Here is a 14,015-nt window from a genome sequence, read left to right on the forward strand (position 1 = left end):
CAGTTATTAAAACCCCTTTTGATTTGTTAAAACATCTTGCGGTCTGGCAACTGCAAAAGTTCAACAAGAAATCAAAAGGGGGTCCCAATGGGGGACGAAAAGAGCTTAGCGCACACCCGATGGAACTGTAAATATCACATAGTTTTCGCGCCCAAATACCGAAGACAAGCGTTCTATGGAGAGAAGCGTAGGGCAGTAGGCAGCATATTAAGAAAATTGTGTGAATGGAAAAACGTACGAATTCTGGAAGCGGAATGTTGTGCAGATCATATTCACATGCTTCTGGAGATCCCGCCGAAGATGAGTGTGTCGAGCTTCATGGGATATCTGAAGGGTAAAAGTAGTCTGATGCTTTACGAGCAGTTTGGGGATCTAAAATTCAAATACAGGAACAGGGAGTTCTGGTGCAGAGGGTACTATGTCGATACGGTGGGTAAGAACACGGCGAAGATACAGGACTACATAAAGCACCAGCTTGAAGAGGATAAAATGGGTGAGCAATTATCGATCCCTTATCCGGGCAGCCCGTTTACGGGCCGTAAGTAACGAAGTTTGATGCAAATGTCAGATCGTATGCGCCTGTTAGGGCGCGGCTGGTAAGAGAGCCTTACAGGCGCATCTGAAAAACCTCCGGCTATGCCGGAGGATATTTATTCCCCCTTTGACAACCTGCCGTTTTCCAGCTGTACCACCCGTGAAAAATGACGCCGGGTAAACGCAGCGTCATGGCTAATCGCGACGACGCTGGTTCCCCGTGCCCGGCATGTCGCCAGCCAGTGTTCAAATACGGTTAGCCAGTGGGCGTCAAAATCCCGGCTGGGTTCATCCAGCAATAACACAGGCGGCGCCATCGCCTCCAGACTGGCGACCGCCACCATCCGGCGCTGCGCGGCGTGCAGATCAAGCGGGTGTGCCTCGGCGACGTCCGTTAGCTGGCATAACCGCAGCGCGGCCTGCGTGCGCCGTGAAATTTCCTCCGCCGATAAGCGTTGTAGTTTCAGCCCAAAAGCGACCTCTTGCGCGACATTGCTGTGGAAAATCTGGTTTTCCGCTTCCTGAAAGAGTACGCCGATAGCGGCGGCGCGTTGACGATTTTTAAGCTGCGCAATCGGCTCTCCATTAAGCGTTACCGAGCCGGAAGCGGGGGAAAGCAGGCCGGCCATAATCCGTAACAGCGTTGATTTTCCCGCGCCGTTATCGCCGGTCAACGCCAGCCATTCGCCGTCACGAAGTTCAAGCGAGATAGCGTGCAGACAGTCGGTTGCGGCATCCGGCCAGCGATAAGCGACCTGATTTAACGTCAACATAATGGGGTTAGCGCTCCGTCGCGCAATTGCCATACCCGCTGGCATCGCGTCAGAAAAGGAAAATGATTACGCTCAAAAAGCACAATGAGAGAATGACGTTCCAGCGCCCACTGTTGTAACCGTTCCAGCAGCGTCCCGGTGGCCGCTGAGGTCAGTCGACTGAAGGCTTCATCAAGAACTAATAATCTGGGCTGCATGGCAAGCGCGCTGGCAATCACTACCCGCTGCGTTTCGCCGCCGGAGAGCGTGCCGGGATGGCGATGGCGTAACGACTGGCAGTTTGTCAGAGTCAGCGCCTCGTCAATGCGCCGTAGAATTTCCGCTTCATGGAGGCCGAGATTCTCCGGGCCAAACGCCACCTCTTCCTCTACGCTAAAGGTACAGCCGGAAAGCTGTAAATATGGCGATTGCTGCACCAACTGGATGGTGGGCGACTGTTCTACCAGCGGGAGCCGCCCGATAGGGACGCCAAGCAGTAAGCCTGTGCCGTCAATATCGCCGGGAAGATAATCCGGATACCAGCCAGCCATCAGTTGCGCCAGCGTACTTTTTCCGCTGCCGTTATCGCCGACTATCGCCACTATTCCGGGTGTTGAATAGTGGAAATCAAAACATGCCGGCGGGCGTGTCGCATCGGACGGAAGATAACGAAACTGCTCTAACGTAACCATATCCATACTCCCGCTTCCGCCAGTATTAGCAGTACCATGCCATACCGCGCAACCCGTTGTAACACGCTATCTTTCGGCGCCCACAGCGTGGTTCGGGCGCGATGCAGCCGAAACCCCCGCATATCCAACGCCGCGCCGCGTATTGTCAGATCGTTAAGCGCATTTTGCGTAAGCGGCACGATCAGCGCAGGCATTGCCCGTAGCCGCTGATACCAGCCTTCATCCAGCGGTACGCCGCGCGCGCGCTGGGCTTCATGAACGATCGTCAGTTGTCGTTTGAGCTGTTCGACGACCAGCAGCGGGCCAGCGAACAGGTAAGCGATGCCGGGTGGCAGACGTGAAGCGAACAGGGCGCGAATAAACCGCTGAACCGGCACATACTGCATCCATAGCTGCGACGTCGACACGATCGCCAGCAGACGTAGCCATAGCGTAACGGCATATACCCAGCGCTGCGGATCGCGAGGCTGCCCGCTTATCCATTCCGTTAGCCAACCGCCATGTACCAGCCATAGCCCAAACCCTAAAGACAGCATCAGCCAGGCGACATACTTCGCCCGCCGCCGCGTTGATTTCAGCGCCAGCAGACAGAGGAAGGCCGCCGCGCTATAAACCGGGAGCACGGTCTGCGCAGGGAGTAGCAGCGTGGTGCAGGCCGCCAACGCCCATAAGGTTAACGAGGTAAACGGATGCATTTAGCGTACGGCTGACATCGCAGGAAAATGCCGTGTCGTACGTAACGGTAGCTGACGCAGCAGCACCCAAACGATGATCGCCGTCAGAATTTTATCGACCAGATTAGCGCCTATGACGGTAATCGCGACTGACTCCACCAGGTTTTGGCCCATTGAATGCATCCAGGCGACGAACAAATCAGCGCCGCTACCGGTAACGCCGCCAAAAAGCGCGGTACGAAGCGGTACGGCGACCAGCGTCACCGCCAACGTAATGACGACCCCGCTGACGATCACTTTGGGCAGGGTACGAAACCAGCCTGCGCGCGCCAGCCACCCGGCGACCAGACCGATAACCATCGCTACCGGGGCAAACGCGGCAGCGATAGGGTCGGTAAGCAGCCCCCACAGCAAGTTGGTCAGAAGCCCAGTCAACATGCCGATGAACGGCCCTAACAGTACCGCACTAATTAAGGTGCCGATCGAGTCGAGAAAAATAGGCAGCTTCAACATGCTAATAAGCTGTCCGCCAATCATATTGATGGCAATAGCGATGACAATCAGCACCAGAGACTGGCTGGAAAACGGGCGACGCGCCATAAAGTACCTCTTAAAGAGTCGTCAATTAACGGGAAGAAATATGCAGTTCGTCATAACCGGAAATGGCGCACGGTTGACGGCTGAACGTCAGCGCTGGCAGCTCGCCGATAACCAGTTCCAGCGTGGTACGCACGGTACACCCTGGCATCATATGGCCGCCGAGCATGGCCCCGTAGGGATCCGATACCGCGAGATGCAGATGCTCGCCGGTCAATTCAAGCGTGCCGTTTAGCGAGATAACTTCAAACGTGCCGGTGAGCGATGTGGTCGCCTCTTGCCCGGCATAACGCAGCGCAACATCGGTCAGACTGCCGGTACACCCTGCTATCCAGGCGGCACGTAATTGGTTCTGTTGCACAAAGGCGTGTAATTGGGAAAACACTTCCTGGCCGGGAAGCAGACGAAGCGCGTAAAAGCGCGCTGTAGAGGCATTGTGGTGAGATACAGTCATCGTTACAGGACTCCGAGACTCGGACGTGGCGCTGATAATATAGACGCTGGCGACAGCGCTTTCTGATATAAATCAGTATTTGTGACGCGACGATGAAAAGATCTGACGGATGTACTGGTGATTCTTAAATATGGAATAAATTGCAGCGTAAGCGGCCATGAAATGTGATGCAGGTCAGATAACTGTCTTCTTCGACTGGACAAACATTCCTTTTATTCCCCGTTTCGCTTATTCTAGCTGAAGCGTTTCAGTTAATTAAATGTTCGACAATTAACCAATCAGTCGCAGTTTGCGACAGGTGAGGTTTTACTCGACGATGAGCTGCATTACTCTGTCAGCCTCATCTGAATCGGGATAGCCTTGCAGGAGACCTATGACCGTACGCATAGCGATTAATGGCTTTGGTCGCATCGGGCGTAACGTGGTTCGTGCTTTGTATGAATCCGGACGTCGGGCGGAAATTACCGTGGTAGCCATCAACGAGCTGGCGGATGCCGCAGGCATGGCGCATTTGTTGAAATACGATACCAGCCACGGGCGTTTTGCATGGGAGGTTCGCCACGAGCGCGAGCAGCTTTTTGTCGGCGACGATGTCATTCGTATTCTGCATGAACGAACGCTGGCGGATCTGCCGTGGCGCGAACTGGGCGTGGATATCGTGTTGGATTGTACGGGCGTATATGGCAACCGGGAGCATGGCGAGGCGCATATTGCCGCTGGCGCGAAGAAAGTGCTCTTTTCTCATCCGGGCAGCAACGATCTTGACGCCACCGTCGTTTTTGGCGTGAACCACAATCAACTGCGTGCGGAACATCGTATTGTCTCAAACGCGTCCTGTACCACGAATTGCATAATTCCCGTCATTAAATTGTTGGATGATGCTTACGGCATCGAGTCTGGTACCGTCACGACGATCCACTCCGCGATGAACGATCAGCAGGTGATCGACGCGTATCACTCCGATCTGCGGCGCACGCGCGCGGCCAGCCAGTCGATTATCCCGGTAGATACAAAACTGGCGGCAGGCATTACGCGTATATTCCCGCAGTTTAACGATCGTTTTGAGGCGATTGCGGTGCGCGTTCCAACCATTAATGTGACGGCGATCGATTTAAGCGTGACGGTGAAAAAACCAGTAAAAGCCAGTGAAGTCAACCAGTTGCTGCAAAAAGCAGCACAAGGTGCATTTCATGGTATAGTTGACTATACGGAATCACCGTTGGTCTCGATAGATTTTAACCACGACCCGCACAGCGCCATTGTTGATGGCACGCAAACCCGGGTTAGTGGCGCCCACCTGATCAAGACGCTGGTCTGGTGCGATAATGAATGGGGCTTTGCTAACCGGATGCTCGACACCACGTTAGCGATGGCCGCAGTTGGTTTCAGGCTCGACGCGTCAGCGTCGACAAAACTTTAAGCATCATTGAGAGGATTCACCATGTCTGTAATTAAGATGACCGATCTGGATCTGGCCGGGAAACGCGTTTTTATCCGTGCGGATCTGAACGTACCTGTTAAAGAAGGGAAAGTGACCAGCGACGCGCGTATCCGCGCCTCTCTGCCGACCATCGAACTGGCTCTGAAACAGGGCGCGAAAGTGATGGTAACTTCCCACCTGGGTCGTCCTACCGAAGGCGAGTACAACGAAGAATTCTCTCTGCTGCCGGTTGTTAACTACCTGAAAGACAAACTGTCTAACCCGGTTCGCCTGGTCAAAGATTACCTGGACGGCGTTGACGTGGCCGAAGGTGAGCTGGTGGTTCTGGAAAACGTTCGCTTTAACAAAGGCGAAAAGAAAGACGACGAAGCGCTGTCTAAAAAATATGCCGCCCTGTGTGACGTATTCGTGATGGACGCCTTTGGTACTGCGCACCGCGCGCAGGCTTCTACCCACGGTATCGGCAAATTTGCTGACGTCGCGTGCGCAGGCCCGCTGCTGGCCGCTGAACTGGATGCGCTGGGTAAAGCGCTGAAAGAACCGGCTCGTCCGATGGTGGCTATCGTTGGTGGTTCTAAAGTATCTACCAAACTGACCGTTCTGGATTCCCTGTCTAAAATCGCTGACCAGCTGATTGTCGGCGGCGGTATTGCCAACACCTTCGTTGCCGCTCAGGGCCACAGCGTCGGTAAATCCCTGTACGAAGCTGACCTGGTTGACGAAGCAAAACGTCTGCTGACCACTTGCGATATCCCGGTTCCGACCGATGTTCGCGTTGCCACCGAGTTCTCCGAAACCGCACCGGCGACTCTGAAATCCGTTAACGACGTGAAAGAAGACGAGCAGATCCTGGATATCGGCGATGCTTCCGCTCAGCAGCTGGCTGAAATCCTCAAGAATGCCAAAACCATTCTGTGGAACGGCCCGGTTGGCGTGTTTGAGTTCCCGAACTTCCGTAAAGGGACTGAAATCGTGGCGAATGCCATCGCTGATAGCGAAGCGTTTTCCATCGCTGGCGGCGGCGACACCCTGGCGGCAATCGACCTGTTCGGCATTGCTGACAAAATTTCCTACATTTCTACTGGCGGCGGCGCATTCCTCGAATTCGTGGAAGGTAAAGTTCTGCCAGCCGTAGCGATGCTCGAAGAGCGCGCTAAGAAGTAATCGTTACGGGCAGGGATTCCTGCCCGTTGATTTATCGCCGATCTGACATTCAGGGCGGCCCGTGTTTTTTCCCAAAGCCCGACGATACAGGACAACGAAACATGTCTAAAATTTTTGATTTCGTAAAACCAGGCGTGATCACTGGTGATGACGTACAGAAAGTGTTCCAGGTAGCAAAAGAAAACAATTTTGCTCTGCCGGCAGTTAACTGCGTGGGCACTGATTCCATCAACGCTGTTCTGGAAACCGCTGCAAAAGTTAAAGCGCCGGTCATCGTTCAGTTCTCCAACGGCGGCGCGTCCTTCATCGCGGGTAAAGGCGTGAAAACTGACGTACCTCAGGGCGCGGCAATCCTGGGCGCTATCTCTGGCGCGCATCACGTTCACCAGATGGCTGAACATTATGGCGTGCCGGTTATCCTGCACACTGACCACTGCGCGAAGAAACTGCTGCCGTGGATTGACGGTCTGCTGGACGCGGGTGAAAAACACTTTGCGGCTACCGGTAAACCGCTGTTCTCTTCTCACATGATTGACCTGTCTGAAGAGTCTCTGCACGAAAACATCGAAATCTGCTCCAAATACCTGGCGCGCATGTCCAAAATTGGCATGACTCTGGAAATCGAACTGGGTTGCACCGGTGGTGAAGAAGACGGCGTGGACAACAGCCACATGGACGCTTCTGCTCTGTACACCCAGCCGGAAGACGTTGATTACGCGTACACTGAGCTGAGCAAAATCAGCCCGCGTTTCACCATTGCCGCTTCCTTCGGTAACGTACACGGCGTTTACAAGCCGGGTAACGTGGTTCTGACCCCGACCATTCTGCGTGATTCTCAGGACTATGTTTCTAAGAAACACAACCTGCCGCACAACAGCCTGAACTTCGTTTTCCACGGCGGTTCCGGTTCTACTGCTCAGGAAATCAAAGACTCCGTAAGCTACGGCGTAGTGAAAATGAACATCGATACCGATACCCAATGGGCAACCTGGGAAGGTGTTCTGAACTACTACAAAGAAAACGAAGCGTATCTGCAAGGTCAGCTGGGCAACCCGAAAGGCGAAGATCAGCCGAACAAGAAATACTATGACCCGCGCGTATGGCTGCGTGCTGGCCAGACTTCGATGATCGCTCGTCTGGAAAAAGCATTTAAAGAACTGAACGCGATTGACGTTCTGTAATATAGTCTGCTGATTGAAATGGCTTCCCTTGGGAAGCCATTTTTTTATCGTTATTTCCGGAGAGCGGCGTTAGTTAGCGCTTTCATCCGGCCAATACACAATGTACCTGCCTTTTTTGGGATGATGCCGAAAAATGGCATATTCCTCTGTTTTTGTTTACCTTTAAAAAGTTCTTTTCGTGAGAATGATCTCATTTGCTTGTTTTGCTATGACCAAGGAATATTGAATGGAAGATTTGAATGTTGTCGACAGCATAAATGGTGCGGGCACCTGGCTGGTACGCAACCAGGCGTTATTGCTCAGCTATGCTGTGAATATTGTTGCGGCTATCGCTATTATCATCATCGGCTTGATTGTAGCGCGTGTGATTTCCAATACGGTAAATCGTCTGATGCGTGCGCGTCATATTGATGCGACAGTGGCCGACTTTCTTTCTGCGCTGGTGCGCTATGGGGTTATCGCTTTTACGCTGATTGCGGCTCTGGGTCGCGTGGGGGTACAAACGGCGTCGGTGATCGCAGTACTGGGCGCCGCCGGTTTAGCCGTTGGCCTGGCATTACAGGGATCGCTTTCTAACCTTGCGGCTGGGGTATTGCTGGTTATGTTCCGTCCGTTCCGCGCCGGTGAGTATGTCGATTTGGGCGGCGTTGCCGGTACGGTACTGAACGTGCAAATCTTTTCCACGACAATGCGCGCGGTAGACGGCAAAATTATTGTGATTCCGAATGGCAAAATTATCGCGGGAAATATCATCAACTATTCTCGTGAGCCGGTTCGCCGTAACGAATTCATTATTGGGGTGGCCTACGATTCGGATATCGATCAGGTGAAACAGCTGCTAACGACGATTATCGAGTCCGACGATCGTATTTTAAAAGATCGCGAAATGACGGTGCGTTTGAATGAGCTGGGCGCCTCATCAATTAATTTTGTGGTGCGTGTCTGGAGTAAAAGCAGCGACCTGCAAAATGTCTACTGGGACGTGCTGGAACGTATTAAACGTGAATTTGACGCCGCTGGTATTAGCTTCCCGTACCCGCAGATGGACGTCAATTTTAAACGCGTGAAAGATAACGCCGCGGAGTAATTTTCCTCCCGCGCTGCGCTTATCCGCCTCCAGTATTCTCTGGTTATTGAGCGGATAAGCGTAGCCGCCATCCGTTATTCAGTCTCTTCATTAGCTTTTCTTATTAGTGATTAAAATTATCAATTTCCGCTAATAATATTCCCGCGCTATAGTCTGCCTTTAAGAAAAACAGCTCAGGGTAGTTAACGTGATATCTTATTATTTTCAAGGGTTTGCCCTTGGCGCCGCCATGATCCTTCCGCTTGGCCCGCAAAATGCGTTTGTGATGAATCAGGGAATTCGTCGCCAGTACCACCTCATGATAGCGCTGCTTTGCGCGTTAAGTGATTTAGTCCTGATTAGCGCCGGTATTTTTGGCGGCAGCGCGTTGCTGATGCAGTCGCCGTGGCTGCTGGCGCTGGTCACATGGGGCGGGGTCGCGTTCTTGTTATGGTACGGTTTTGGCGCGCTGAAAACGGCAATGAGCAGTAATCTGGAGCTGGCCAGCGCCGAGGTTATGAAGCAGGGGCGCTGGAAAATTATTGCTACGATGCTGGCGGTAACTTGGCTGAATCCGCACGTTTATCTGGATACGTTTGTCGTGTTGGGCAGTCTCGGCGGACAACTGGCTATGGAGCCAAAGCGCTGGTTCGCCCTCGGCACGATTAGCGCGTCGTTCTTATGGTTTTTTGGGTTAGCGCTACTGGCGGCCTGGCTTGCGCCTCGACTGCGTACGGCGAAAGCTCAACGCATTATCAACATTCTGGTAGGGGTGGTGATGTGGCTTATCGCCTTCCAACTGGCGCGGGAAGGCGTCGCGCATATGCACGCGCTTTTCAACTAAGCGTTGTCTGATGGACAACAGGCCGATATCCGCTAAGCTTGCCTGCATGCGCCCTGTATATCAGGGCAATGACTGCAATATGGAGGAGAGACTGTGAAGTTCAAAGTGATGGCCCTGGCGGCATTAGTGGGTTTAAGTGCAATGTCGGCGCAGGCAAGCGAATTGCCGGAAGGCCCGCACATCGTGACTTCCGGTACGGCAAGCGTCGATGCTGTGCCTGATATCGCCACCTTAGCGATTGAAGTGAACGTCGCGGCGAAGGATGCGGCGACGGCGAAGAAGCAGGCCGATGAGCGCGTGGCGCAATATCTTTCCTTCCTTGAGCAAAATCAGATTGCGAAAAAAGACATTAGCGCGGCGAATCTGCGCACGCAGCCGGATTATGATTACCAAAACGGTAAAAGCATTCTGAAAGGGTATCGCGCGGTGCGAACCGTTGAGGTGACGCTGCGTCAGTTAGATAAACTTAATTCGCTGCTGGACGGCGCGCTGAAGGCGGGTCTGAACGAGATTCGTTCGGTATCGCTGGGCGTGGCGCAACCGGACGCCTATAAAGACAAGGCCCGTAAAGCCGCCATTGATGACGCGATTCATCAGGCGCAAGCGCTGGCAGCCGGTTTTAACAGCAAATTGGGGCCGGTTTACAGCGTTCGTTACCATGTCTCTAATTATCAGCCGAGTCCGGTAGTGCGAATGATGAAAGCCGCAGATGCTGCGCCGGTATCCGCGCAGGAAACTTACGAGCAGCCGACCATTCAGTTCGACGATCAGGTCGATGTGGTATTCCAGCTTGAACCTGGAACAGGGCAGACGTCGACCACGGCCGCCAGCACGCAGTAATCTCGCCCGGCCTGGGCGCTTCCAGGCCGAGTTTTCTCCCGATGTTCGCGTTTTTTACTCCGTATTACGCAATGAAATGAAGATTTGCTAATACGGTGAGCGTTTTGAATCGTCTTGCCGCCAGCAAAAAATAGCCAATGGCGCGTCGTTTTTTGCCGCCTGAACGCAATGATTTTGTAATGAATTTCAAAGAAGTGGCGGGGGAATAATGGGTCATGCAGGCCGGATAAGACGTTCACGCCGCCATCCGGCATTCATAGAGAGGCTAATCCTGACGCAGCACCTTGTGCCCGTACTCCAGCAGCGCGTCGGTCACTTTGCGCATCATCCGGCTTTCCGGGGCAAAGCGGTGCCAGTAAAGCATCCGGCGCTGTAGCAAACCAGGCGTTAAGTTGATCAACTCGCCGCTTTCCAGCTCTTTCTCAATCTGCAGGTGAGGGATCATGCAGCAGGTCGTGCCCTGACGCGCAAGCTGTACAAACGCTTCGGATGAATTAACGATATGGCACGGCACGCTGCCGGGCGGTAGATCGAAATTTTGTTGCAAAAAGGCCTGATGCATATCATCCAGATGGTCGAACGCGACGGCGGGCGCTTTCAGCAGCGAGGACCGGGTAACGCCATTGGGGAAATAGCGCTCGGCAAACGGCTTTGACGCGACAAACAGATAGTCGAGCGCGCCCAGTTTGTCCACCAGGCAACTGGGCAACGCCTGATGCTGGATACTCACCGCGCCCACCACCTCGCCGCGACGCAGACGTTCTTGCGTGCGCGTTTCATCTTCCACCTGTAAATTGAGACGGATAGGGGAGTCCGCCAGCACCGGCGCCAGCGCCGGAAGCAGCCAGGTCGCCAGACTATCGGCGTTAACCGCCAGCGACAGCAGTAGCGGCGTAGAGCCGGTTTGTTCATCGCCCAGCCACTCTTCTTCCAGCAGTTCAACCTGACGCAGCAGAGCCAGTAATTTTTGCCCTTGCTCCGTGGGGCGAGGAGGAACGGTACGCACCAACAAAGGTTGTCCGAACATATTCTCAAGCTGTTTTATGCGCTGTGAGACGGCGGATTGCGTGATGCACAGCTTCTGGGCGGCGCGCTCGAATCCTCGTTCACGTATAACGGCATCCAGCGCCTGTAGTGTTCTGTAGTCCGGACGTTTCATTGTTGTGTCATGCTCCTGTTATTTTTTTCCGCACTATGACATAAATTTGCCGTCGGTACAGATGAAATCCGTAGCCTGTGTACGGACACGGAGATTTTTCCCGACAATGTTCTATAATGCGGCTGTATTTTCACACCACAGGCGAAACGATCTATGACGCAGGATGAACTGAAAAAAGCGGTAGGATGGGCGGCACTTCAGTATGTACAGCCCGGCACCATTGTGGGCGTTGGTACAGGCTCAACGGCCGCACACTTTATTGATGCGCTGGGCACAATGAAAGGCCAGATTGAAGGCGCGGTCTCCAGCTCGGACGCCTCGACTGAAAAACTCAAAGGCCTCGGTATTCACGTGTTTGATCTCAACGAAGTGGATAGCCTGGGTATCTATGTCGACGGCGCGGACGAAATCAACGGTCATATGCAGATGATCAAAGGCGGCGGCGCGGCATTAACCCGTGAGAAAATTATTGCTTCCGTGGCGGAGAAATTTATCTGTATTGCGGATGCCTCTAAACAGGTGGATATTCTTGGCAAATTCCCGTTGCCGGTCGAAGTGATTCCGATGGCGCGCAGCGCGGTCGCTCGTCAACTGGTGAAGCTGGGCGGGCGTCCGGAGTACCGTCAGAACGTGGTCACGGATAACGGCAACGTGATTCTGGATGTTTATGGTATGGAAATCCTTGATCCCATCGCGCTGGAAAACGCCATTAACGCGATTCCGGGCGTCGTGACCGTAGGGTTGTTCGCCAACCGTGGCGCCGATGTCGCACTGATCGGCACGCCGGACGGGGTGAAAACCATCGTAAAATGATCCCGCCAGGCGTATTTCCTGCCGCGTAAAAAATTCGGTCAGGGCAAATTTGGTGACATGTATCACGTTTAATCGTTTGCCCTGCCGATCCCTCCAAAGAAAAAGTTATTCCCGGTATTTTCATCTGCTATTTCCCGCTGTATGCGATTCCTTCACGACGCTGGCGCAAACGTTCATATTGCCGTGATAATTTTTTTTGATATGTTGAAGGACGGATGCAAATCCACACACAACATCAGATGGCAAAAAAAGACAGGATCGGGGAAATGGCAAAGGTATCGCTGGAGAAAGATAAAATTAAATTTCTGCTGGTTGAAGGGGTGCATCAAAAGGCGCTGGAAAGCCTTCGTGCGGCAGGTTACACCAACATTGAATATCACAAGGGCGCGCTGGACGCTGAACAGTTGAAAGCGTCCATCCGCGATGCCCACTTCATCGGTCTGCGATCCCGTACTCATCTGACAGAAGAAGTGATTAACGCCGCAGAGAAGCTGGTGGCGATTGGCTGTTTTTGCATCGGCACCAACCAGGTGGATTTAAATGCGGCGGCAAAACGCGGTATTCCGGTCTTTAACGCGCCATTCTCGAATACCCGTTCCGTGGCGGAGCTGGTGATTGGCGAGCTATTGCTGCTGCTGCGCGGCGTGCCGGAAGCGAACGCCAAAGCGCACCGCGGCGTATGGAATAAACTGGCGGCGGGATCGTTCGAAGCGCGCGGTAAAAAGCTTGGCATTATCGGTTACGGCCATATCGGAACGCAGTTGGGCATTCTGGCGGAATCGCTGGGGATGCATGTCTATTTCTATGATATTGAAAATAAACTGCCGCTTGGTAACGCAACTCAGGTGCAGCACCTGTCTGAATTGCTGAATATGAGCGATGTGGTCAGTCTGCACGTACCTGAAAACGCCTCCACCAAAAACATGATGGGCGCAAAAGAGATTGCCCTGATGAAGCCGGGTTCGCTGCTGATTAACGCCGCGCGCGGTACGGTAGTGGATATCCCGGCTTTGTGCGACGCGCTGGCGACGAAACATCTGGCGGGGGCGGCTATCGACGTCTTCCCGACGGAACCGGCCACTAATAGCGATCCGTTTACCTCTCCGCTGTGCGAATTCGATAATGTGATCCTGACGCCGCATATCGGCGGCTCGACGCAGGAGGCGCAAGAAAACATCGGTCTGGAAGTCGCAGGAAAACTGATTAAGTACTCGGATAACGGCTCGACGCTGTCCGCCGTGAACTTCCCGGAAGTGTCGCTGCCGCTGCACGGCGGTCGTCGCCTGATGCACATCCACGAAAACCGCCCAGGCGTATTGACCGCGCTTAACCAGATCTTTGCCGAGCAGGGCGTTAACATTGCCGCGCAGTATCTGCAAACCTCCGCCCGAATGGGGTATGTGGTGATTGATATAGAAGCCGATGGCGATGTGGCGGAGAAAGCGCTGCTGGCGATGAAGGCGATTCCGGGCACCATTCGCGCCCGTCTGCTGTACTAATTTCCTCTAAATGGGCAGGAGATGACCTGCCCATCCTTTCTTCTGGTTTCCCTGCCTCAACATCTCTTCGTGTAACGCATACATTCTGTTTTCGAGCCTTGCCGCAATTGGTAATTAAAGGCAGCGTTGCGTGTTGTACAGCAATAAAAGGAATTTACGATAAGGGCTCAGCATAGCGCTGAAACGGGAAAGCCCCTACCGAAGCAGGGGCTCTAAAAAGGAAAGGGACGATGATGAGATACGTCATCATGCTGCTGATCCTGTTAATCATCGCTACGCCAGCATATTAACAGAGAGTACGCAGG

15 protein-coding genes are annotated in these 14,015 nt (G+C 53.5%); 9 read left to right on the plus strand and 6 right to left on the minus strand.

Annotation, left to right across the window (positions count from 1 at the left end; translation table 11 throughout):
- Positions 1 to 87: 87 nt before the first annotated feature.
- Positions 88 to 546, plus strand: a complete 459-nt coding sequence (tnpA, locus tag ABVN44_RS13240; RefSeq protein ID WP_000502119.1) for an IS200/IS605-like element IS200F family transposase — start codon at positions 88 to 90, stop codon at positions 544 to 546.
- Between the two features lie 104 nt (positions 547 to 650).
- On the opposite strand, the gene ABVN44_RS13245 is transcribed toward tnpA, so the two are convergent.
- Genes ABVN44_RS13245 through ABVN44_RS13265 form a run of 5 tightly spaced genes read right to left on the minus strand, consistent with a single transcriptional unit; the run spans position 651 to position 3,703 of the window.
- Complete coding sequence (locus ABVN44_RS13245; RefSeq protein WP_048348960.1) at positions 651 to 1,307, minus strand: ABC transporter ATP-binding protein; 657 nt, start codon at positions 1,305 to 1,307, stop codon at positions 651 to 653.
- The gene (locus tag ABVN44_RS13250; RefSeq protein WP_001517914.1) at positions 1,301 to 1,978 is read right to left on the minus strand and encodes an ABC transporter ATP-binding protein; all 678 of its coding nucleotides are present in this window, start codon (positions 1,976 to 1,978) and stop codon (positions 1,301 to 1,303) included. Before ABVN44_RS13250 ends, ABVN44_RS13245 begins: the two co-directional genes overlap by 7 nt.
- Positions 1,966 to 2,673: an energy-coupling factor transporter transmembrane component T gene (locus tag ABVN44_RS13255; protein WP_000553271.1), complete on the minus strand. Its 708-nt coding sequence runs from the start codon at positions 2,671 to 2,673 to the stop codon at positions 1,966 to 1,968. Before ABVN44_RS13255 ends, ABVN44_RS13250 begins: the two co-directional genes overlap by 13 nt.
- Positions 2,674 to 3,252 carry an ECF transporter S component gene (locus ABVN44_RS13260; RefSeq protein WP_000124001.1) on the minus strand — a complete coding sequence of 193 codons (579 nt, stop codon included), beginning with the start codon at positions 3,250 to 3,252 and terminating at the stop codon, positions 2,674 to 2,676.
- 25 nt (positions 3,253 to 3,277) lie between these two features.
- Positions 3,278 to 3,703, minus strand: a complete 426-nt coding sequence (locus ABVN44_RS13265) for a PPC domain-containing DNA-binding protein (protein ID WP_000218568.1) — start codon at positions 3,701 to 3,703, stop codon at positions 3,278 to 3,280.
- A 373-nt stretch (positions 3,704 to 4,076) separates the two neighbouring features.
- On the opposite strand from ABVN44_RS13265, the gene epd reads away from it, so the two are divergent.
- From epd to ABVN44_RS13295, 6 genes are all read left to right on the plus strand, one after another.
- Positions 4,077 to 5,123 carry an erythrose-4-phosphate dehydrogenase gene (gene epd, locus ABVN44_RS13270; protein WP_023216277.1) on the plus strand — a complete coding sequence of 349 codons (1,047 nt, stop codon included), beginning with the start codon at positions 4,077 to 4,079 and terminating at the stop codon, positions 5,121 to 5,123.
- Positions 5,124 to 5,144: 21 nt separating this feature from the next.
- Positions 5,145 to 6,308 carry a phosphoglycerate kinase gene (gene pgk, locus ABVN44_RS13275; RefSeq protein WP_000111274.1) on the plus strand — a complete coding sequence of 388 codons (1,164 nt, stop codon included), beginning with the start codon at positions 5,145 to 5,147 and terminating at the stop codon, positions 6,306 to 6,308.
- Between the two features lie 101 nt (positions 6,309 to 6,409).
- Complete coding sequence (gene fbaA / locus ABVN44_RS13280) at positions 6,410 to 7,489, plus strand: class II fructose-bisphosphate aldolase (RefSeq protein WP_000034386.1); 1,080 nt, start codon at positions 6,410 to 6,412, stop codon at positions 7,487 to 7,489.
- 226 nt (positions 7,490 to 7,715) lie between these two features.
- Entirely contained in the window at positions 7,716 to 8,576 is an 861-nt protein-coding gene (locus ABVN44_RS13285) for a small-conductance mechanosensitive channel MscS (RefSeq protein WP_000389833.1), read from the plus strand.
- A 187-nt stretch (positions 8,577 to 8,763) separates the two neighbouring features.
- Positions 8,764 to 9,399 (plus strand): arginine exporter ArgO, encoded by a 636-nt coding sequence (gene argO / locus ABVN44_RS13290; protein WP_000626863.1) that lies wholly within the window; start codon positions 8,764 to 8,766, stop codon positions 9,397 to 9,399.
- A gap of 93 nt (positions 9,400 to 9,492) precedes the next feature.
- On the plus strand, positions 9,493 to 10,239 hold the full coding sequence (locus tag ABVN44_RS13295; protein ID WP_000669854.1) for an oxidative stress defense protein: 747 nt from the start codon (positions 9,493 to 9,495) through the stop codon (positions 10,237 to 10,239).
- A 265-nt stretch (positions 10,240 to 10,504) separates the two neighbouring features.
- Here ABVN44_RS13295 and argP read toward each other — a convergent pair whose 3' ends face one another.
- Complete coding sequence (gene argP, locus ABVN44_RS13300; protein WP_000828345.1) at positions 10,505 to 11,398, minus strand: DNA-binding transcriptional regulator ArgP; 894 nt, start codon at positions 11,396 to 11,398, stop codon at positions 10,505 to 10,507.
- A 153-nt stretch (positions 11,399 to 11,551) separates the two neighbouring features.
- On the opposite strand from argP, the gene rpiA reads away from it, so the two are divergent.
- Both rpiA and serA read left to right on the plus strand, forming a co-directional pair.
- Positions 11,552 to 12,211, plus strand: a complete 660-nt coding sequence (gene rpiA, locus ABVN44_RS13305; protein WP_000189741.1) for a ribose-5-phosphate isomerase RpiA — start codon at positions 11,552 to 11,554, stop codon at positions 12,209 to 12,211.
- Positions 12,212 to 12,477: 266 nt separating this feature from the next.
- Complete coding sequence (serA, locus tag ABVN44_RS13310) at positions 12,478 to 13,710, plus strand: phosphoglycerate dehydrogenase (RefSeq protein WP_001151627.1); 1,233 nt, start codon at positions 12,478 to 12,480, stop codon at positions 13,708 to 13,710.
- Positions 13,711 to 14,015: the final 305 nt, after the last annotated feature.

This window comes from Salmonella sp. SJTUF15570, from assembly GCF_043357055.1.
GTDB classification, from domain to species: Bacteria; Pseudomonadota; Gammaproteobacteria; order Enterobacterales; family Enterobacteriaceae; genus Salmonella; species Salmonella enterica.

Coding starts and splice junctions, on each gene's coding strand:
- ABVN44_RS13285 (WP_000389833.1), top strand. CDS start 7,716: ATGGAAGATTTGAATGTTGTCGACAGCATAAATGGTGCGGGCACCTGG.
- ABVN44_RS13245 (WP_048348960.1), bottom strand. CDS start 1,307: ATGTTGACGTTAAATCAGGTCGCTTATCGCTGGCCGGATGCCGCAACC.
- epd (WP_023216277.1), top strand. CDS start 4,077: ATGACCGTACGCATAGCGATTAATGGCTTTGGTCGCATCGGGCGTAAC.
- tnpA (WP_000502119.1), top strand. CDS start 88: ATGGGGGACGAAAAGAGCTTAGCGCACACCCGATGGAACTGTAAATAT.
- ABVN44_RS13250 (WP_001517914.1), bottom strand. CDS start 1,978: ATGGTTACGTTAGAGCAGTTTCGTTATCTTCCGTCCGATGCGACACGC.
- serA (WP_001151627.1), top strand. CDS start 12,478: ATGGCAAAGGTATCGCTGGAGAAAGATAAAATTAAATTTCTGCTGGTT.
- ABVN44_RS13255 (WP_000553271.1), bottom strand. CDS start 2,673: ATGCATCCGTTTACCTCGTTAACCTTATGGGCGTTGGCGGCCTGCACC.
- ABVN44_RS13265 (WP_000218568.1), bottom strand. CDS start 3,703: ATGACTGTATCTCACCACAATGCCTCTACAGCGCGCTTTTACGCGCTT.
- fbaA (WP_000034386.1), top strand. CDS start 6,410: ATGTCTAAAATTTTTGATTTCGTAAAACCAGGCGTGATCACTGGTGAT.
- argP (WP_000828345.1), bottom strand. CDS start 11,398: ATGAAACGTCCGGACTACAGAACACTACAGGCGCTGGATGCCGTTATA.
- ABVN44_RS13260 (WP_000124001.1), bottom strand. CDS start 3,252: ATGGCGCGTCGCCCGTTTTCCAGCCAGTCTCTGGTGCTGATTGTCATC.
- pgk (WP_000111274.1), top strand. CDS start 5,145: ATGTCTGTAATTAAGATGACCGATCTGGATCTGGCCGGGAAACGCGTT.
- rpiA (WP_000189741.1), top strand. CDS start 11,552: ATGACGCAGGATGAACTGAAAAAAGCGGTAGGATGGGCGGCACTTCAG.